The following is an 18,657-nucleotide window of genomic DNA, read 5'->3' as shown; positions in this document are numbered from 1 at the left end:
GCCGAACCGTCAGCTCCGGACGCGGACGACGCCGGACGCGAACACCCGGTTGTTGGGGACGATGTACTCCTCCTCGTCGCTCTCGATGTGAGTGACGAACATGCCGACCTCCTGGACGATGCCGCGGTGGCCGTCGACCCGGATCTCGTCGCCGATGCCGTAGGGCTGGGTCAGCACGAGGTAGACGCCGGCCGCGCCGGCGGCCAGCAGGTCCTTGAACGCCAGCCCGGAGAGGAACACGAGGCCGAAGGCGTAGGCGGCCAGCAGGATCAGCAGCGCGCCCGTCGCGACGCCGAGCTGGTCGAGCGCGATCAGTAGCGCGAGGAAGAAGATGCTGTACTTGACCAGCTCCGGCAGGAGGCCGGCCTCGGGGAGCTTGACGCTGCGCAGGCGCTCCGAGACGACGAGCTTGGCCTTGTCGCCCGCGATCAGTCCGAGGATCAGCGCGAAGGCGGCGACGAACAGGTCCGGGAGGAAGCCGGTGAATTGCGACCAGAACAGTGCCGTGTCCGAAAGCTGCGAGACGTTGAGCGCGAGGATGACCGCGCCCACGTAGACGAACAGCGCCGCGAGGTTCGAGACGAGACCGACCGTCGACGTCCCGAACCGGCGGGCAGTCCGCTCGAAGGGCGTCCCCTCTACGGCCTCGGGGACGCCGGCGTCCCGCATCAGGTCGCGGGTCCACCGCCAGACGAAGTAACCGAGTACCGCGCCCAGGACGAGGATGGCGACGGAGACGGTGAAGGCCGTCTCACGGGAGAATATCCGTCGGATGAGATCCGCCCAGTCGAACTGCATCAGTACTCCTCCGGATCGAGTTCGAGGATCAACTCGCCGCCCTTGAACGCCCGCACCAGCCCGTCGCTCTCGGAGAGGACGATGGCCACGGCGTTGGTGTCGCGCGAGATGGCGCCGGCGGCCATGTGCCGGGTGCCCAGGCCCTTCGGGATGTCCACCCCCTCGGCCGAGGGTTCGAGGTAGCGGTACGCGGAGACGATCTTGCCCGCGTCGGAGATGACGAAGGCGCCGTCCAGCCGGGAGAACTCCTTGAGCATCACGTTCACGATGGGGTCGCCGACGTGGACGTGGGACTTCTCGAAGGGGTTGTAGGAGAGGGGCCGGGACTTGTTCATCACCTTGCCGGCGTCGCCGACGACGAACAGCGCGCCGACGGGCTTGCCCTTCTGGCCCTTCTTCCCGAGTTCGACGACGACGTCGATGACGTCGCGGATGACGGACGGCTCCGCCCGGCTGTTGGTGAACAGGTCGTAGACGCCGGAGGGTGAGAACTCGTCGGTGCCGACGCGGACGAACGTGTCCGCCGCCTTGCCGAATGCGTCGGCGATGCAGAGCACGTCGTCGTCCTCGTCGACGAATCCCCGATCCAGCGCTCCCTCGATGCCGAAGCGGACTCGGCCCTCGAGGTCGGTGAACTCGAGGGGTAGCTCGACGAACGAGGGCGCCTCGACCGCGTTCTCCGCGGCGACGACGACCACCTCCTGCTCGCAGTCCTCGAATCGCTCGTACAGCGACGCGCTCGGTGAGAACAGGAACACGGCATCCGCGTCGGCGACGAACTCCTCGACCAGCGCCTGCAGCTCGGTCATCGGTCACGATAGCCTCGCCTCTCGAAAAAACCTTGTGGGCTTCTGACGGACAGCAGACGCCCGCCACGGCCGTCTCGGGCGTCCGGGTAGACCGCGGGATGGTCCGGGGTCACAGCCGCCCGACGAAAGCGTCGAACGCGCCGCTCTCCGGGTGGCAGTGACAGTAGGTCCCCAGCGTCCGGTACTCGACGAGGCCGTCCCGGTCGCCGTCGACGCCGTCGCCCCGTACCACGTCGAAGGCGAGGCGGGCGTCGCTGCCCAGGTCCGCCCGCGAGTAGTGGAACTCGTGGCCGCGCAGGCGCTCGCCCGCGGCGGCGGTGGGCACGTCCCGCGTCGCCCGCAGCTCGACGTGGTCCAGCGCCTGGTAGCGGTCGCGCATCTCCACTTCGGCCGGGAGGACGCCGGCCATCTCGTGTGCGTCCCCGTCGGTCGTGATCAGCGACTCGCTCAGGGCTATCATCCCGCCGCACTCGCCGTAGACGGGCAGCCCCTCGCTGGCGCGGTCGGCCAGGTCGGAAAGCGCCCGGGCGCTCGCGAGTTCGGCGGCGTGCAGTTCCGGATACCCTCCGGGGAGGTAGACGCCGTCGGCCGGCGGCAGCGGGTCGCCGGCCAGCGGGGAGAACGTGTGCACGTCAGCGACCGCCCGGAGCCGCTCGGTCGTCGCCGCGTAGCTGAACGCGAAGGCCGCGTCCGACGCGACGGCGACGGTCGGCCGGTCGCCGTCGGCGGCGTTCCCGTCACGGGGATCGCCGGACCCCGGCCGCGGCGGCTCCCTGGCAAGGTCGAGCAGTCGGTCGGTCCTGACGCCCTCGGCGGCCGCGGCCAGCGCGTCCGGATCCAGCGGCGACTCCCGCCCCATCTCCAGGCCGAGGTGCCGGTCGGGGATCTCCAGGTCGTCGCTGGGCGGGATCCGACCGAGGTAGTCGATGCCGTCGGGCAGGGCGTCGCGGATCCCCTCCGCGTGGCGGCCGCCGTGGGCGCGCTGGGCGAGGACGCCCACGACCTCGACGTCCCGGCCCGCCGCGTCGGCGTACTCGCGGAAGCCCAGCGCCGTCGCCGCGACGCTCTCCATGCCCGCCTCCGCGTCGACCACGAGGACGACGGGGAGGTCGAGCGCCTCGGCGACGGCGGCCGTGCTGGAGGCGTCGCCGTCGTACAGGCCCATCACGCCCTCGACGACGCAGACGTCGCCCTCGCCGCGCCGGTAGTTCCGCCGGGCGCCGTCCCGGCCCTGGAGCCACAGGTCCAGCGTCCGCGAGGGGCGGCCCGCGACGGCCTCGTGGTGGCTGGGGTCGATGAAGTCCGGGCCGGCCTTGGCGGGCTGGACCGCCTCGCCCGCCCGCTGCAGCGCCTCGATGACGGCCAGCGTCGCGACGGTCTTCCCGACCCCGGAGGACGTTCCGCCGAGGACGAACCCCTTCACGGGACGTTCCCCGCCGCTGCGCTTCCCGTCTCGTCCGCGCCGTCCTCGCCCGTCAGGTCGTCGGCCAGCGCCGCGACGCGCTCGCGGACCTCGGCCATCGACACGCCCGCCCGGTCGGCGAAGGCGAGCGCGCCGCCCATGCCCACGCCCTCCTTGGCCTCCCCGGCGGCGTAGCGGGCCATTGCGGGGTGGTCGGCGTCGCCGAAGCCGGGGTCGGTCACCGTCAGGTCGAGGTCGAACCGCTCGGCCGTGCCGGCGAGGTCCGCGGACTCGTCGTCGGCGACGTAGCTCGTGGTCGCCAGCGGAAGCCGCTGCTCGACGCCGGCGTGACGCAGCAGCGCGGCCACGGCGGCCATCTGCGTCCCGCCGGCCAGCGTGACCGCGGTGTCCGACCGGAGCGCGCCCAGTGCGACGCCCGTCGCGACGGCGAGGACGGGGTCGCCCATCCGCCGCACCGCTCGCCGGGGCTGGTCGGTGGCGTCGCCGGGTTCGAGCGAACTCGCTGCCAGCCCCTCCGCGACCACCTCGCGCTTGCGCTCGATGGGGTTCTCCGGCAGCGAGGAGGAGACGCTGCCCGCCTCTCCGAGCGCCCGGAGGACGCCCAGCGCCGTCGTCGTGCCGCCCGGGACCGTCTCGGCCAGCAGTATCTCGTCGTCCGGCAGCGCCTCGCCGAACTGGCGGGCGGCGGTCATCGCACCGGGCGCCGTCGGGACCGGGTCGGATTCCCTGATATCGTCGCCCGGACGCGCGCCCACGGTCACGGTCGGCGCGCCCGCCGGTTCAGCCAGCCCCCCGTCGACGACGGTCACCGGCAGGTCCACGAGACCCCTGATCGCCCGCGTGACGACCGCCGGCGTGAGACACCCCGTCGGGCTCTGCGGGACGGCCGGCGCCCGAACCGGGGAGCCGTACTCGACGATCTCGGCGTCGGCCGCCGGCGTGTGAGCGAGCAGATCCGAATCCGCCCCAGCGGCGCTGAGCCCGTCGATCGCGGCCGTCCGCGTGGTCCCCGCCGCGAGGACGAGCCTGGTGGCAGTCATGCCTGATTGCAGACGTTCAAGCGCATTTTAACGCGTCGGTCGGCGGGGCGGCGAGCGCGGTGCGGCTCTCTCAGCCCGTGCCAACGAGGACCACGATTTAAGTCGACTGCGTGCCCGCGTGAAAGCATGGAGGACTTCGAGGAACTCGTCTCGTCGCTCACCCCGCGCGAGGACAACGAGGCAATCCGGTCGTACCAGAACACCACCGCGGTCGCCTGCCCGGCCTGCGAGGAGCCGTTCGACGACATGGTGGTCTGCAAACAGGAGTTCACGTCGCTGAACCTGGACGTGGAACTGGACCTGTGTACGACCACCCACGACGGCAACGTGGTGCTGTTCACCCACAAGCCCTAGCAGCGCTCGGACAGGGGTCGCCAATCGTCCTCGCGGAGGGCCACCTCCACCTCGACGCCGCAGTCGGGACAGAAGAAGGCGACCCGCTTCTCCGCCGGACGGAACTCCCGCCGGTGGTCGTGGTCCTCACAGGCGATGACGATACCGCGCTCCTCGCCCGGCGGCCGCTCGATTCGATAGGACATCGGTACCTCCCCTTCGGCGTCGGGCACTATCAATCGTCGGCCGCGGGAACTGACGGACGGCGACGGCACCGCGCCGCTAGAGCGGCCAATCGGCGACTACGATAACGTTCCGCACAGCTATGCGGTAACAACTGACGTGCAACTCCGGTGTGTACGTCACCCTATGGGCGGTACTGACGAAGCGAACGAACCCACGGAAACGGACGGCGGTGGTCACGGCGGAGTGGCGGTCGACGCCCCTCCCGACGGCCGCCGGGAGATTCCCGACGGTCGCACTCCGGGCACGCGTACACTCCGGTCGCGCGGCCGTCGGCGATTCCTTCGAGGCGCGCTCGCGCTCGGCCTGCCCGCGGCTCTCGGCGGGACGGCCGCGGCGCAGTCGTCCGACGTAGACGTCGCGTTCCGGGACGCCGTCACCGCCGAGATCACCGGCGACGTCGCGTCGATCGAGGGCCTGCACTGCTACGTGTGGAGCCACGTCGACGTCGTCGACGACCACCTCCTTCTGGAGGACCTCGACCCCTCGTGGTCGAACGAGGTGCTCGACGGCGGCCTCCGGGTGATCCGCTACGACCCCGACGAGGGCGACCTCGTCGTCGCGCTGAACACCGTCGCGTACAACTACCTCGCGACGATCGACGTCTACACCAGCGGGGACCCCGACTTCTTCGGGGACCACGCCGACCTCACGGCGAGGAACGACCACGAAGTGGTCGCCGCGATGGCCGACACGACCCTCCCGGACGGGCCGTTCGGACGCGACGACACCGCGTCCGCCGACGTCACGGTGGCGAACCTCCGGGACGACGACCGGGAGGTGTTCGTCGGCTTCAGCGCCATCGACCCCGAGGGGGGCGTCCGCACGAACGACCGGACGACCGGCCAGTCAGTGGCGCTCGACGGTGACGGATCCCAGACCGTGACGGTCTCCTGGGACGTCGAGTCGGACGCGCCGACGGGCGACTACGACGCTCACCTCGCCGTGTGGGAGGAGGCCGACCGCGACGCGCTGGAGACCAAATGCGACGAGCTCTACGCCGAAGCGGCCTTCGAGGTCCGCGAGGACGGCGACGTGGGCGCGACTCTCGTCGACGCCAGCGTCCCCGGCGGGACCTACGGGTCCGGCGAGGCCGTCACCGCGACCGCGACCGTCGAGAACGAGGCCGCCGCGGAGCGGACGTACTTCGTCGGCTACAGCGCCATCGACCCCGACGGCCTCGCCCACACCAACGACCGGACCACCGGCCGGGCCGTGACCTTCGGCCCCGGCGAGCGGCGTGACGTCACCGTCTCGTGGGCGGTCGAGTCCGACGCGCCCGACGGGAGCTACGACGCGCAGATCGCTGTGTGGGCGGAGAGCGACCGCGACGCCCTGGAGACGAAGCTCGACGAGAGGATTCTGCGGGACGCCTTCGCCGTGGGCGAGGCACCGAAGATCGACGCCCGCATCGAGGACGTCGCCGTGTCCGGCGGCACCTACGGCGACGGCGACGTCGTCGAGACGGACGTCACGGTCACGAACACGGGGTCCGACGACCACACCTTCTTCGTCGGCTACAGCGCCATCGACCCCGAGGGCCTCGCCCACACGAACGGCGGGACGACCGGCGGACCCGCGACCCTCTCCGCCGGCGAGACGAGCACGGTCACCGTCGAGTGGACCGTCGAGTCGGGCGCGCCCGCGGGCAGCTACGACGTCCACGTCGCCGTCTGGGCCGAGAGCGACCCCGACGAACTGGAGACGAACCTCGCCGAGCGCGTCGTCGAGGACGCCGTCGAGGTCGCCTGACGTGACTGGAGAGCAGTCACCAGGCGGCCGCGACAGACGGAATCGCCGGTCGTTCCTGCGGAACGCGGGCACCGCCGTGGCTCTGGCCTCCGTCGCCGGATGCGTCGGCCAGGCGAGCCGGTCCGACGAGACCGGGTCGCCCGCCGGAACCGAGGCATCTGGAGGGACGGCGTCGCCCGACGAAACCGAATCGCCCGACGGGGCTGAACCCTCGGAGGGGTCGGGAACCCCGCCGTCCTTCCCGCGGCCGATGACCGTCGACGCACCGCCCACCCTCGAACCGCACCCCGGGGCCGACAACCCCGTGCTGACCGACGACGACGTCACGGACCGCGAGGACGTCCACTACGTCGCCGACCCCTTCGTCGCCGTCGCCGACGGGGCCTACCACCTCTTTTTCGAGGCGGCCTACGACGCCGAGGACGCCAGTCCAGACATCGCTCTGGCCAGCAGCGACGACGGCCTCGGCTGGACGTACGAGGGGATCGTCCTCGACGAACCGGAGCACCTGGCCTACCCTGCGGTCTTCCGCGTCGACGGAACCTGGTACATGACGCCGGACAAGTCCACCTACGACTACGGCGGCGTCCCGGAGTTCCGCCTCTACCGGGCCGACTCCTTCCCGACGGACTGGACGCTCGTCGAGCGCCCCATCGACGGTGAGCACGTCGGCGACCCGACGCTGTTCCGCCGCGACGGCACCTGGTACCTCCTCTCGGTCGAGCAGGACTCGGTCCACGGGACTCGCCTCCACTACGCCCCCTCACTGCTCGGCGCCGACTGGACCGAACACCCCGACAGTCCAGTGACGACCCAGCCCCGGCAGTTCCGGCCCGCCGGGCGCCCCCTGATCGACGGCGACGACCTGTACCTGTTCTTCCAGGACGTCGAGCGCACCTACGGCGACAAGGTCCGCTGCTTCGAGGTCACGGCGCTGAGCGAGCGCGAGTACGGCCACCGCGAGATCGACGCCTCGCCGCTGCTGGAGGCCACGTTCGACGACGGCTGGCGCGACCAGGGCATGCACCACGTCGACGCCGCGCTCCCCTACCGCGGCGACGCGAACGTCGTCCCCGTCGACGGCAAGGACGCCGACGACGAGTGGTCCATCGGCGTCTATCGCGTGACCGATCGAGGCGACCCGTGAGCGATCGGGACGATCCGGACCAGTCGCGCCGCCGCGTCGTCCGACTCACCGGACCGTCGGCCCCTCTCCTGCGCGGGCTGTGACTTGCAGGGCTCAAATCGATCCTGTTCCTCCCTTCGTTTTCTCGCTCCGCTCGAAAGCTCGGTCAGTGCGCGGGACCGGATTTGCGGCTCACGGATCGTTCGTCGCAAAATGCGCGGGACCGGATTTGAACCAGAGGAAGACATTCCTGCTCGCTTCGCTGCGCAGGCTGTGACTTCCAGGGTTCAAATCGGTCCTGCTCCTTCCTTCGTTTTCTCGCTTCGCTCGAAAAACTCAGTCAGTGCGCGGGACCGGATTTGAACCGGCGGACCCCTACGGGACAGCGTCCTAAGCGCTGCGCCGTTTCCTGGCTTGGCTACCCGCGCGCACCCCACCATACCCGCAGGGCGGACATGAACCTAACGTTCTCGTCGCTCCCGGATCGCATCGGCCAGCGCGTCGGGGTCGTCCAGCTGTTCCAGCACGTCCAGTTCGTCTCCCACTCGGACCTCGCCCGATTCGACCACGTCGGCGCAGATGCCGCCCCGCTCCTCCTTCAGGGCCCGCGCGACGCCCTCCTCGCCGGCGACCTCCTCGACGTGGGCGCAGGGCGGTCGGCGGCGCGTCCCCTCGAAGACGGCCTCGCCGACCCGGAACTTCGTGTCGAGCAGGTCCACGACGTCGGCGTCCACAACGAGGTTCCGGCGGTGGCGGCCGTCGGTGAGGTCGACGTCGAACTCCTCGCGGACGTACTCGATGGCCCCGCTGTCGACCAGAGTGACCTGACAGACGTCGAAGGGCGAATAGTAGCCGGTGCCGCGGAAGTACCGGTCGCCGCGGAGGCCGCCGTCGCGGACGGCCTCGACGGACCCGCGGGCTTCCATGGGCTCGCCGGCGGCGGGCGCGGTCCAGATCTGCTGGACTGTGTGCATAGCTATCGTTGGGCACCCACCGTCAAAGGGCTCCCGAAGAAGTTTACAGTACGGGCGTCCGTACGGCGAATCGTGTACCGCGCCAGCGACCACCGGGAACACGAGGAGTGGCTGGAGGAGATAGAGCGAGCGGCCGACGCCCTGGAGCTGGACGGGACGGCGCGCTCGCGGGCGGTGGACCTGTTCCTGACGACCGTCCCGGACGACGACCGGTCGAAGCGGTCGGCGCTGGCGGCGAGCCTCTACGTCGGCGCGCTGGTCAGCGGCCAGGAGCGGTCCCAGACCGCGGTGGCCGACGCCGCCGACGTCTCCCGGCTGACGATCCAGCAGCGCTGGAAGGATCTGCTGGAGGAGGCGGGGCTGGAGGCGCCCGACTGGTAAACGGGCGCTGACGGCAGCGAATCAGCGGCCGTCGCGGTCGGGCGTGAGGGCGCCGTGCTCGTCGATCTCCCCGTTCACGATGCGCGTCGAGGAGATGATGTCGCCGTCCTCGGCCTTGACGTGGGGAACGACTTCGATTTCGAGGGGCTCGTGGCCGTTCTCCCGGCGGATCTCGTTGATGCGCTTGCCGCCGGTCTCGGTCTCGGGCGAGACGACGAGCGCGTCGAACTGCGGTTCCGTCGCGATGCCGGTGGGGCTGTCCAGCGGGCGGACCTCGAACTCGTGGTCGCGCTCGTCGACGAAGTCGGACAGCTCGGCCTCGAGGTCGCGCCTGCGCTCCTCGAAGGAGCGGATCGGTCGTTCGTCGTTGCGTGTCTTGGGCGCGAGGTCGTCGCTGGTCAGGCCGACCGTGACGTCGCCCAGCTCAAACGCGCGCTCGAAGAGGGCGCGGTGTCCGTCGTGGATCGGATCGAACGTCCCGCCCAGCGCGACCTTCATATCTCCGGTCACGGCGGCTCGCGGTTTATTGGCTTCGACTCGCCCGGGCGCCGTCACTCGCCCGCGGCGTCGCTCGACGGGCCGGACCCGTCGGAACCGTCGCTCTCGCCGAGGTCCTCGTCGGCCGAGTCGACGTCGATCTCGTGGCGCGCGTCGGAATCGCCGCTCGCGGCGTCGACTCCGTTCCCGGTCGGGCCGTCGGGCCCGTCGCTGTCGTCCCCGCTCTCCACGCTGATCGTCACCGGCTCGTTCCCGTTCGACTCGTCACCCGGGCCGAGGTACTCGTCGAGGTTGAACACGGCGTTGAGCTCTGACTGGACGTCGTCGACGACGTCGGCGACGAGGTCGCTGGGCGCGATGGCGGCGTACTCGTAGGGGTTGTTGCCGGCTCCGCCGGACTCGCGCTTCCGGCGGGTGACCTTCTCCTCGTCGTGGAGTTCGGCCAGCGCCTCGCGGACCGTGCTGGGGTAGAGCCCGGTCCCCTCGGCGACCTCCTCGCTGGTGCTGTCGGGGTGCTCGCGGAGGAAGACGTAGATGCGCGCTCGCGTCTCCGTGTCCAAGACCCACGAGAGCAGGTCGACGACGCCCTCGTCGAACTGCTCCATCGCCCGGTCGGCCCCCTCCTCGATCTTGTCGCGGACGTCGCCGCCCGCCTCGCCGTCGTCGCGTGCATCGTCCGGAGCCATAGTAACGTCTCTAGGGGGACGAGAGGGCCGTCACGGACTAAAATCCACGGGTCCCTTCGCAGAGGACACGATGCGGTAGCGGGATGGTATTTAAAGAGGGGCGAAACGGCCATCCTGTTATCGGCTGTAAAATGGCTCGGAAACTATATACTGGCATCCTCGCATGTATCACGTAGCGGTGTGGCATGGGACCGACACCGCTGACGGACCCTCACGGGTAGTGGGGGGATCGGCACCGGGGCCACTGTTGGGTTGGGTGGGTGGCACCCGGAGCGACTCATCAGGACTGTGATCGGGTCGGCCGTCCGACTACGGGCGGTCGACCCGGTACCGAACGACCGCAGTTCACTCAGGGCAGTTCCAGTTCCGCGGCGAGGGCGTCGACGCCCTCCTCGCGGCGTATCCTCCGCTGGGCAGCGGCGCCGCTCTCGCGCTCGTAGACCGTGCCGATGCCGTCGACGCCGAGGCGCGAGCACTCGCGGTCGACGAGTTCGCCCAGCGGGACCGACGCCGACTCCGACTGCGCGATCAGTTCGGCGTCGTGACCGTACCGGAGCGCGCGCCACTTGTTCTCGTCGAGGATCTCGCGTCGGTAGCCGCTGGCGGACTCGCCGTCCTCGTAGCGGGCGCCGAGGTCCTCGACTAGCGCCGCGACGTACTCGACGAAGGCCATCACGACGTCGCGGTCGCGGTGACCGTCCGGCGTGCGGACCTCGACGGTGCCGTGGCCGGAGTGGGGGCGGACGTCGAACCACAGTTCCCCGCGGTCGTCGATGCTGCCCGTCTCGATCATGCGCTCCTCGAAGGTCCGGAACTCCTCGAAGGAGTCGAAGGCGGTGGGCATTCCGGTGTTGGGCAGCCCCTCGAAGATCTTCGCGCGGGCGGAGGCCAGCCCGGTGTCGAAGCCGTTCCAGAACGGCGAGTTGGCCGACAGCGCCAGCATCAGCGGTAGGTACCAGCGGACCTCGTTGGCGATCCAGACGGCCTTGTCCGGGTCGTCGACGCCGACGTGGACGTGCAGGCCGGCCGTGACGTTGCGGTGCTGTGGGTACTGGATGCGGTCGAGTTGCTCCCGGTAGCGGGGCTTCTCGGCGTGTTCGAGTTCGCGCCACTTCGCCAGCGGGTGCAGGCCCGCGGCCGCGATGCCGAACCCCTCCGAGCGGGCGTGTTCGACGAGCGCGTCCCGGACGTCGTCTAACGCCGCCCGGGCCTCGTCGAGCGACTCGATCAGCGGCGTCTGCGTCTCGATGACGCACTTGAACAGCTCGTGGTCGAGACGGCCATCGAGAATCGCCGGCGGGTCGGACTCGTAGACCAGTTCGTCCGTCCCGGAGGTCGGCCGACCGTGCTCGTCGACGACGTAGAACTCCTCCTCGATTCCGAGGGTGCCCGTCCTGTCGAATACCTCGGCTGAGCCCGTCTCCTCCATCGCACGGAGCATCGCCCGCGTCGGGTTAAAGCGTTCCGTCACCCGCTCGCACGTCGATCCGTCCGGACTGTCTTCCCCTCGTTCACTCTGGCTTCGGACGCGCGACCACGCCGAGGTGGTCCTCGTGGAAGGGCGATAGCCGCTCGGTCTCCAGCACCTCGTAGTCCTCTCGCAGTTCGTCGAGGACGTCGTCGAACACGTCGCCGGGCTCGCGGGTCACGTCCTCGCTGCGGGCCTTGATCGCCAGCAGGAGCCGGCCGTCCCCCTCGAGGAACAGCCCGTTGCGCCGCGCGACCAGCGCCTGCCCGCGCGTTGCGACGTCCTGCACGACGACGTCGACCGGTTCGACGATGTGGGCGTACGTCTCGGGCTCGCGGGCGTCCTTGAGCAGCGGGAACAGGTTCTCGCGGGGCTCGGCGGCGTCCAGCAGGTCCGATGCCGGACGGGGAGCGAACTCGACGGCGTAGGTCGGGCCCGCGAAGTCGGCGACGTGGCTGACGGTCGTCCCCGCCGCCGCGCCGAGGTAGAGCACCGTCTCGCCGCCGGCCAGCCCGGTGTCCATTCCCAGTTCCAGCATCGCGCCGAGCTTCGACCGGTGGGGGTTCCACCGGCGCCACTCGCCGTCGGTCGCCTCGCCGTAGACGGGGTCGCCGCGGGTCGCCAGCGACGCCTCGCCGCCGAACTCGCGGCGGTCGACGCCGTCGGGCAGGCTCACGCGTCGTCACCCCCGGAGCGGGACTGGATGCGCTCGATCCGTTCGGCCAGGTCGTCCTGTAGCTCCGGCCGGAGGTCGCCGCTGTAGTGGTCAATCCGCGCCGCGATGGAGAGCTTGCCCGCCAGCGCCCGCGCCGCCGACCCGCGGTGCTCGGGGTCGGTCCCGCGGACCGCCTCGTGGGTGTAGATGATCCCGTGCTTGGGCGAGGGCGCGTTCCCCCGGAGGTGCGCGAACAGGGCCTCCTCCGCGCCGAGCACCTGGACGGTACCGCTGGGCTTCTTGGCCAGCGACTCCAGCCCGCCCGCCAGCGAGATGAGCCGTGCGGCCAGCACCGGCCCCGCCAGCGCAGAGAGGTTCGGGGCCACCTCCGGCGCGGACCGCTCGATCCGTTCTCGTAGCGCCTCGGCCTCGTCGGCCAGGTCCGCGACCCGCCCCGCCAGCGCGACGAGGCGCTCCTCGCCGGGGCCCTCCGGCTCTCGCTCGGCGAGTTCGCGGGCGTACTCGACGCCGGCGCCGGCGTCGTCGTACAGGCTCTCGGCCCACTCCGCGACGCGCTCGGCCAGCTCGTTGGCCGTCCGCTCGCAGTCGTCGACGGCCCGGACGGCGTGGATCAACTGTTGATCCCCGGCCCCGGCCTGCTCCCGGACGGCCTCGCGGGTCGCGGCCGTCGTTGCCGCCTTGAGGCGGTCGTAGTAGTCGGCCTCGTCGTCGGCGAAGCCGCTCTCGACGGCCAGCGACGCCCAGTCGGCCGGTTCGTCAGCCGCTCCGTCCCGTATCGCGCTCGCCGCCGCCGTCTCGTCTCCGGGGTCGAGCCCGGCAAACCATCCCGCCTCGTCGGTCATACCTGGCCGTATCCGGGCCGCGGCGAAAAAGCTGCGGCTTGGTCGGAGCGGCCCGCCCAGCGTTCCCCGAGTGGCAGCGATGCTGGGAGTAAGATAGATGATAACGCACCGCATGTGGGCGCGCTGTCGCCACCAGGTCGTTGAAACCGCTATCCTCCCCGAGCGACGATTCGAAAGACGCCATGGCGAGGCGGACGCGACCGAAAGCGAGTACGCGCGGCGCGGTAGCCGCGCGGAAGCACGAGAACCGGCCGGGTGAGACCGATGGCCGACTGGATTAGGCACGTCGACGAGCCACCGCCGGAACTGGACATCTCCCTCGTGCAGGGCGGTGAGCGGTTCGAGCGGCTACCGTCGCCGCTGTTCTACGCCGTTCAGTGGGCCCTCGACAGGTCGCTGTTCTCCCAGCCGTTCGGCCGCTCGGCGGCGAACTTCTACCCGCTCGACCTCGCGGACGCGAGCGGGTACTCCCGCTACGAGGTGGCGCGGGTCCGGTTGCCGCCCCGCGTCTGGGAGCGCTTCACGCGCGACCCGAACCAGCGGCGCCTCCACGTCCGGTTCGGCGCCGGCGACGAGCTGGACGACTCCCACTCGACCTGGGACTGGTCGCGCGTGTTCACTTACCTGCTCAACCACGACCCCGAGGCGGACGCCGGGGCGGACGCCGAGGTGTCGGTGTCGGACGGGTCGCTGCAGCAGGCGGCTGAACTCGACGGCAGCGGGACGACGGACCCGGACCCCGGGGCGTCGCTCAACTATCGCTGGTTCCTGATCGACGGCCCCACCGTCGATCTGACGCGGAGCGCGAACCGCGGGTTCGTGCAGTCGATGGCGAAGCGGGTCTCGACGGGGAGCGGTGCGCGGGTGACGGCGGTCCCGAAGGGCGCGACGGTCCCGCCGGGGGCGCGCGGCACCTACCGGTTCAAACTCGAGGTCACCGACGACGACGTGTCGACCTACTACGGGAACCGTGGGCGAGACGAGGACGACGCGACGATCGCGATCGGCGAGTCGGCCGGGGCCGGCGGAGTCAGCGTGCTCTCTCCGACGAGCGACCGCCAGGCCCACGTCGAGCGGCCGACTGACGACCGGGTCCGAATAGAGTACGAGATCGGTCCGGACCTCTACCGGGAGTTAGAGCAGCAGTACGGCTTCTTCATGCTGGAACTGCTGGTCCGTCACTTGGAGCGGCCCGGTCGCGCGCCGGTGTACGAAGACGTCACGCGCGGGAAGCCGCCGCGACGAGGCCAGTTCACCTGGCACCTCTACGACGTCGACGGACTGCGAACCGAGCCCGGGCCGTACGACGTCTCCCTCAGCGTCGTCGGAGCGCGCGACTTCGGCCTGTTGACGGTCGACGGGTACTCGACGTCCACCACGGAGGAGAAGGCCCTGTACCTGGACCCCTTCCAGTTCTGGGCGGACCTCGTGAGCTTCCGGCCCCCCGCGTCCGTCCAGCGAGGCCTGCACAACGACCCGGACGTCTCGTCGGGGCGGTTCCAGCCGATCGAGGACGCCATCGGCCCGGTCAACCTCGACTACTACCCCGTCCGGATCGACGCGTTCCCGACGGTGCAGGGACAGACGTTCACGCCGTCCGACCTCGTCGAGTACGTCCGCCTGAACATCAATTACCTGCAGGAGATCTCCGCGATCTCGTTCGCCCCGACGACGTTCACCCCCTGGAACGCGCGTCACCGCTGGACCTGGCACTCCTCGTCGCCGGTCGGTGCCTTCATCTTCCTGGACCTGACGGGCCCGGATAACGCCACGGTGGTCTGTACCGCCTACGACGCCACCCACTGGCGGTTCTCGACGACCTACACCACCTCCGCGGTCGACGGCTACCCGGTGTTGGCCCACCCCGTCAGCGGCAACCGGGAGTGGGGCATCTTCAAGAACGACCGGGGCACCTACACGTTCTACACGCGCGCCGCGGACAGGACTCTCTACACCGACCACCCGTCGATAGGCTACGGGGTCGGCGACGTCCTGTGGCGTGGGCTCCAGGCCGGCGTCGCGAAGTTCGTCAACAGCAACGGCGGCAGCGCGACCGTCGAGACGCCGATCACCCTCCGTCCGGCCTGGGCCGACGTCGCACAGTGCTGTCACAACCCGACCAGATCCTGGCTCTACCAATGAGTTCCACCCACGCGTTCGTGCGGACGGTCGCGACGGGCGACCTGCAGCGCCCGTTCGGCCTCGCCTTCGACGACCCGCGGGACAGGCTCCTGATCGCCGACGGCGCGGGCCACCACGTCGCCCACTTCGACGCGACGGCGTCGTCGCCGACGACGGAGACGATCGGTAGCTACGGGACGGACTCCTCGACCGAGGGACTGTCGGTCCCGATGGACGTCGCCGTCGACGGCGACGGGAACCTCGTCGTCCTCGACGCCGGTAACGTCGAACTCGACCGGTATTCCTACGACGCCGCGGCCGACGCGTACGGCTACGACGGTGGGTTCCTCGGCGGGACCCGCGGGACGTTTGCGGGGACCGAGCTCGCCGACCCGACCGCGCTGACGTGGCGGGGCGGCGACTGGTACGTCCTCGACGCCGGGAACGACAGGGTCGTGCGAGTCGACGGCGCGTCGGGATCGGCGTCGGAGGCGGTCACCGGCGGGAGCTGGGGCGACGCGAGCGGCATCGCCGTCGACGGTGCGGGCACCGTGTACGTCTCGGACCGATCCGGGGACGTCGTCACGGTCCACGGCGGGTCCAGCGGACCGCTGGGCGGCACCGGGAGTCGCGACGGCGAGTTCCGTGATCCGGTCGGTCTCGCCGTCGACGCGTCGGACCACCTGTACGTCGTCGACGACGGCAACCGCCGCGTCCAGGAGTTCGACGCGAGCGGCGCCCACGCCGAGTCGTTCGGCCGCTCCGGCCAGTTCGGAGCCGGACACGGGATCGCCGTCGGCGGCGGATCGGCGTACGTCGCCGACGTCAGCCGGGGCGCGGTCCACGAGTACGCCGCCGCCGGCGGTCCGAGTGCGCGCGTCGAGGAGTCGACGCTCGATTTCGGCGCCGTCGAGGTCGGCTACACGCTCCGGGCCGCCGTGACCGTCCACAACGACGGCGGCGCGCCGCTCTCGGTGACGAACGTCACCGCGACCGGTGACGGTTTCGACGCCCGGACCGCGTCGGCGACGGTGCCGCCCGGCGACAGCGAACGGGTCGAGGTGGCCTTCGGCCCGACTGACGTCGCGGTCTCGTCCGGCGAACTGCGCATCGATCACGACGGCCCCGGAAGCGCGGCGTCCGTCGTCCTGCTCGGCCGCGGCGTCGAACCGACGCCGGTCGAGGCGGGACTGGTGCTCGACCGCTCCGGGAGCATGCGCCAGCCGGCGGGCGGCCAGTCGAAGATGGCGGCCCTCCAGCGCGCCGCCGACACGTTCGTGGACCTGCTGCGTGCGGGCGTCGGCGACGAGCTGACCGTCGTCGGGTTCGACGACAGCGCCGCCGTCGTCCACCCGCTCGAGGCGGTCACCGAGTCCCCGCGGAACACCCGGCGTGCGGCGAAGCGCGCGATCCGCTCGCTGTCGCCGGGCGGGACCACCTCCATCGGCGACGGCGTCGTCACCGCGCGCTCGGAGTTCGGGAGCGACGGGGACGACGTCAGGCGAGTCCTGGTCGTCGTCAGCGACGGCATGGAGAACGAGCCGCCGTACGTCCTGCCCGCCGACGAGCAGCGCGGCGTGGACCTGTCGACGCTGTCGGGATTCGCCGTCCACACGGTCGGCCTGGGCCTCGGATCGGAGGTCGACCTCCCCGTCCTCTCGAAGCTCGCCGGCCAGTCCGCCGACGAGGAGGCGCCAGAGGACGGCTCGTTCCACCTCACCGAGGAGCGGTGGCTCCGCCTCCAGAAGTTCTTCCTCGAGATCCTTGCCGACGCGATCGGGGAGTACGTCGCCGTCGACCCGACGTACGACGTGGACGCCGGGGACGGCGTGGACGTCGCGGCCACGCTGGGCGAGGTCGACCACGCCGCGACGTTCGCGGCCTACTGGGACGACCCGCAGGCGAGTGTCGACGTCGGCCTCCGGGCGCCGGACGGGACGCTCGTGGATCCGACGTTCGCCGGGAGCGCCGCGGGCGTCCGGCAGGGCGGAACGGCGACATCGCAGTTCTACCGCGTCGACCTGCCGCTGGCGGCCGCGGGCGGCGCGCACGCGGGCGACTGGGCGCTCGTAGTCCGCAATCGATCGAGCCCCGGACGGCAGATCACGGCCGGGGTGTCCGTCATCGTGGACTCCGATCTCGGCGTCGATTGCTCGGTCCACCGCGACGCGGACGCGACGGGGAACCCGGCGCGCCTCGACCTCGAACTGACGGAGGAGGGGGCCGCGGTCGCGCCCGACGCCGTCGACGTCGCCGTCGAGCGACCGGTCCACAGCCGCGGGGAGCTGTACGCGGACCTGCTCGCTGGCGAGGGCGTCGACGACGGCGACGGACCCGACGACGGCGTTGGCGACGGATCGAATCCCGACGGGTCCGTCGTCGGCGACGAACGCGTCGACCGCACGGCGTTCTCCGAGTCCCTGGAGGCCCTCGACGCGGCAGACGACGCCAGCGCTGACGCGGCGGTGCGCCTGTACGACGCGGCGTTCGACCGACTCGACCCGGACCGGGATCCGTCGGAGGACTACGCGGCGGACGGGATCCGCGGCGAACTGGCCGAGGCGGTGCGGCGAGACCCCCGGTTTCGCGAGCGGACCACGACGCGGCCGGACGTCGAAGCGGGCGAGGGCGCTGAGACGCCCGTGAGCGCCCATCTCGACCCGTTGCGAGCGGAGGGTGCCTACGACGTTCACGCGGTCGTCGAGTACGAGCGCCAGGGCCGGACGCTCACTCGCGAGTGCCGGGCAACGCTCGCGGCGGTCTCGCGCCCCTCGCCCGCCCGGACGACGGCCGAGGTGGTCGACGAGCGATCGGTGGGCGACGCCGAGTCGCTGCGGGTCCGCGTGACGCCGCGGGACCAGGTCGACAACCTGCTCGGTCCGGCCCTCGCGGACGAGGTCTCCGTCGCCGTCGATGCCGGAAGCGCGGGCGAAGTGGTCGACCGCGGTGACGGGAGCTATCGGTTCCGCGTGGACGTGCCCGCCGAGGCGGCCCGGGCCGGCGCCGCCTTCGAGCGCGTCGACGACGTCGGGCGGGAGCGGGCGGAGGCGCTCCGATCGGCAGGCTTCGAGACGCTCGCGGACGTCCTCGCCGCCGATTCGGACCGTCTCGAGTCGGTCGCGGGCGTCGGAACGGGCCTCGCCGAGCGACTCCGGCAGTCCGCCGCCGGGGGAGCCGGTTCCCCCACTGTCTCGGTGTCGCTGCGCGAGGCGACGCTCTCGTGGACGCTCCCGGAACTCCGAGCGGGCGTCGGGCGGCGGGAGCCGACCGGTCCGCAGCGCACGCCGAACGGCGCGCGAGAGCGCTGAGCGTCCGTGACGGTGCCGTCGGTGCTTCGAGAGGAATCGCAGTGGCCGCCAATCCGGAACTACCGGGCAGATAGAACTATCGCCCGGCCATCGGGAGGTCCAAACGAGCGCCGACGGCGGTGCTCGTCACACGATGGCGCACACCTATCACGTCGTGTCAGACGCGACAGGCGGCGCGG

The 18,657-nt window shown here is 71.1% G+C and carries 17 protein-coding genes and 1 tRNA gene; 6 read left to right on the top strand and 12 right to left on the bottom strand.

Going from position 1 to position 18,657, the window contains the following annotated elements; translation table 11 throughout:
- Positions 1–9: 9 nt before the first annotated feature.
- The 4 genes from LCY71_RS01050 to cobT all read right to left on the bottom strand — a co-directional run bounded on the left by LCY71_RS01050 (position 10) and on the right by cobT (position 4,070).
- Positions 10–798 carry a mechanosensitive ion channel domain-containing protein gene (locus LCY71_RS01050; protein ID WP_225334516.1) on the bottom strand — a complete coding sequence of 263 codons (789 nt, stop codon included), beginning with the start codon at positions 796–798 and terminating at the stop codon, positions 10–12.
- Positions 798–1,607, bottom strand: coding sequence for a diadenylate cyclase DacZ (gene dacZ, locus LCY71_RS01045; protein ID WP_225334515.1), 810 nt, complete (start codon positions 1,605–1,607; stop codon positions 798–800). Before dacZ ends, LCY71_RS01050 begins: the two co-directional genes overlap by 1 nt.
- 109 nt (positions 1,608–1,716) lie before the next feature.
- Complete coding sequence (locus LCY71_RS01040) at positions 1,717–3,030, bottom strand: cobyrinic acid a,c-diamide synthase (protein WP_225334514.1); 1,314 nt, start codon at positions 3,028–3,030, stop codon at positions 1,717–1,719.
- Positions 3,027–4,070: a nicotinate mononucleotide-dependent phosphoribosyltransferase CobT gene (cobT, locus tag LCY71_RS01035; protein WP_225334513.1), complete on the bottom strand. Its 1,044-nt coding sequence runs from the start codon at positions 4,068–4,070 to the stop codon at positions 3,027–3,029. Before cobT ends, LCY71_RS01040 begins: the two co-directional genes overlap by 4 nt.
- Positions 4,071–4,196: 126 nt before the next feature.
- Between cobT and LCY71_RS01030 the strand changes: the two genes are divergently transcribed.
- Positions 4,197–4,424, top strand: coding sequence for a DUF7385 family protein (locus tag LCY71_RS01030; RefSeq protein WP_225334512.1), 228 nt, complete (start codon positions 4,197–4,199; stop codon positions 4,422–4,424).
- On the opposite strand, the gene LCY71_RS01025 is transcribed toward LCY71_RS01030, so the two are convergent.
- Positions 4,421–4,609: a hypothetical protein gene (locus tag LCY71_RS01025; protein WP_225334511.1), complete on the bottom strand. Its 189-nt coding sequence runs from the start codon at positions 4,607–4,609 to the stop codon at positions 4,421–4,423. The genes LCY71_RS01030 and LCY71_RS01025 overlap by 4 nt on opposite strands.
- A 163-nt stretch (positions 4,610–4,772) precedes the next feature.
- On the opposite strand from LCY71_RS01025, the gene LCY71_RS01020 reads away from it, so the two are divergent.
- Positions 4,773–6,398: a COG1470 family protein gene (locus tag LCY71_RS01020; protein WP_225334510.1), complete on the top strand. Its 1,626-nt coding sequence runs from the start codon at positions 4,773–4,775 to the stop codon at positions 6,396–6,398.
- Between the two features lies 1 nt (position 6,399).
- On the top strand, positions 6,400–7,545 hold the full coding sequence (locus tag LCY71_RS01015; protein ID WP_225334509.1) for a glucosamine inositolphosphorylceramide transferase family protein: 1,146 nt from the start codon (positions 6,400–6,402) through the stop codon (positions 7,543–7,545).
- 323 nt (positions 7,546–7,868) lie between these two features.
- On the opposite strand, the gene LCY71_RS01010 is transcribed toward LCY71_RS01015, so the two are convergent.
- Both LCY71_RS01010 and LCY71_RS01005 read right to left on the bottom strand, forming a co-directional pair.
- Positions 7,869–7,952: transfer RNA gene (locus LCY71_RS01010), tRNA-Leu, on the bottom strand.
- Positions 7,953–7,985: 33 nt separating this feature from the next.
- Positions 7,986–8,498, bottom strand: coding sequence for an MOSC domain-containing protein (locus tag LCY71_RS01005; protein ID WP_225334508.1), 513 nt, complete (start codon positions 8,496–8,498; stop codon positions 7,986–7,988).
- Positions 8,499–8,570: 72 nt separating this feature from the next.
- Between LCY71_RS01005 and LCY71_RS01000 the strand changes: the two genes are divergently transcribed.
- Complete coding sequence (locus LCY71_RS01000) at positions 8,571–8,879, top strand: transcription initiation factor IIB family protein (RefSeq protein WP_225334507.1); 309 nt, start codon at positions 8,571–8,573, stop codon at positions 8,877–8,879.
- Between the two features lie 21 nt (positions 8,880–8,900).
- Here LCY71_RS01000 and LCY71_RS00995 read toward each other — a convergent pair whose 3' ends face one another.
- The 5 genes from LCY71_RS00995 to LCY71_RS00975 form a co-directional block, all read right to left on the bottom strand.
- Entirely contained in the window at positions 8,901–9,377 is a 477-nt protein-coding gene (locus LCY71_RS00995) for a phosphopantetheine adenylyltransferase (RefSeq protein ID WP_225334506.1), read from the bottom strand.
- A 53-nt stretch (positions 9,378–9,430) separates the two neighbouring features.
- Positions 9,431–10,063: a winged helix-turn-helix domain-containing protein gene (locus tag LCY71_RS00990; protein WP_225334505.1), complete on the bottom strand. Its 633-nt coding sequence runs from the start codon at positions 10,061–10,063 to the stop codon at positions 9,431–9,433.
- Positions 10,064–10,412: 349 nt separating this feature from the next.
- The gene (locus LCY71_RS00985) at positions 10,413–11,492 is read right to left on the bottom strand and encodes a glutamate--cysteine ligase (protein ID WP_225334504.1); all 1,080 of its coding nucleotides are present in this window, start codon (positions 11,490–11,492) and stop codon (positions 10,413–10,415) included.
- Between the two features lie 82 nt (positions 11,493–11,574).
- Positions 11,575–12,207: a fibrillarin-like rRNA/tRNA 2'-O-methyltransferase gene (locus LCY71_RS00980; protein ID WP_225334503.1), complete on the bottom strand. Its 633-nt coding sequence runs from the start codon at positions 12,205–12,207 to the stop codon at positions 11,575–11,577.
- The gene (locus LCY71_RS00975; RefSeq protein ID WP_225334502.1) at positions 12,204–13,049 is read right to left on the bottom strand and encodes an NOP5/NOP56 family protein; all 846 of its coding nucleotides are present in this window, start codon (positions 13,047–13,049) and stop codon (positions 12,204–12,206) included. Before LCY71_RS00975 ends, LCY71_RS00980 begins: the two co-directional genes overlap by 4 nt.
- A gap of 264 nt (positions 13,050–13,313) precedes the next feature.
- Here LCY71_RS00975 and LCY71_RS00970 point away from each other — a divergent pair, with 264 nt between their 5' ends.
- Positions 13,314–15,191 carry a PKD domain-containing protein gene (locus LCY71_RS00970; RefSeq protein ID WP_225334501.1) on the top strand — a complete coding sequence of 626 codons (1,878 nt, stop codon included), beginning with the start codon at positions 13,314–13,316 and terminating at the stop codon, positions 15,189–15,191.
- On the top strand, positions 15,188–18,478 hold the full coding sequence (locus tag LCY71_RS00965) for a VWA domain-containing protein (protein ID WP_225334500.1): 3,291 nt from the start codon (positions 15,188–15,190) through the stop codon (positions 18,476–18,478). The genes LCY71_RS00970 and LCY71_RS00965 overlap by 4 nt, the downstream gene beginning before the upstream one ends.
- Positions 18,479–18,657 lie beyond the last annotated feature (179 nt).

This window comes from Halomicrobium urmianum (genome assembly GCF_020217425.1).
Lineage (GTDB): Archaea > Halobacteriota > Halobacteria > Halobacteriales > Haloarculaceae > Halomicrobium > Halomicrobium urmianum.
This window is presented reverse-complemented; position numbering and strand designations above follow the sequence as displayed.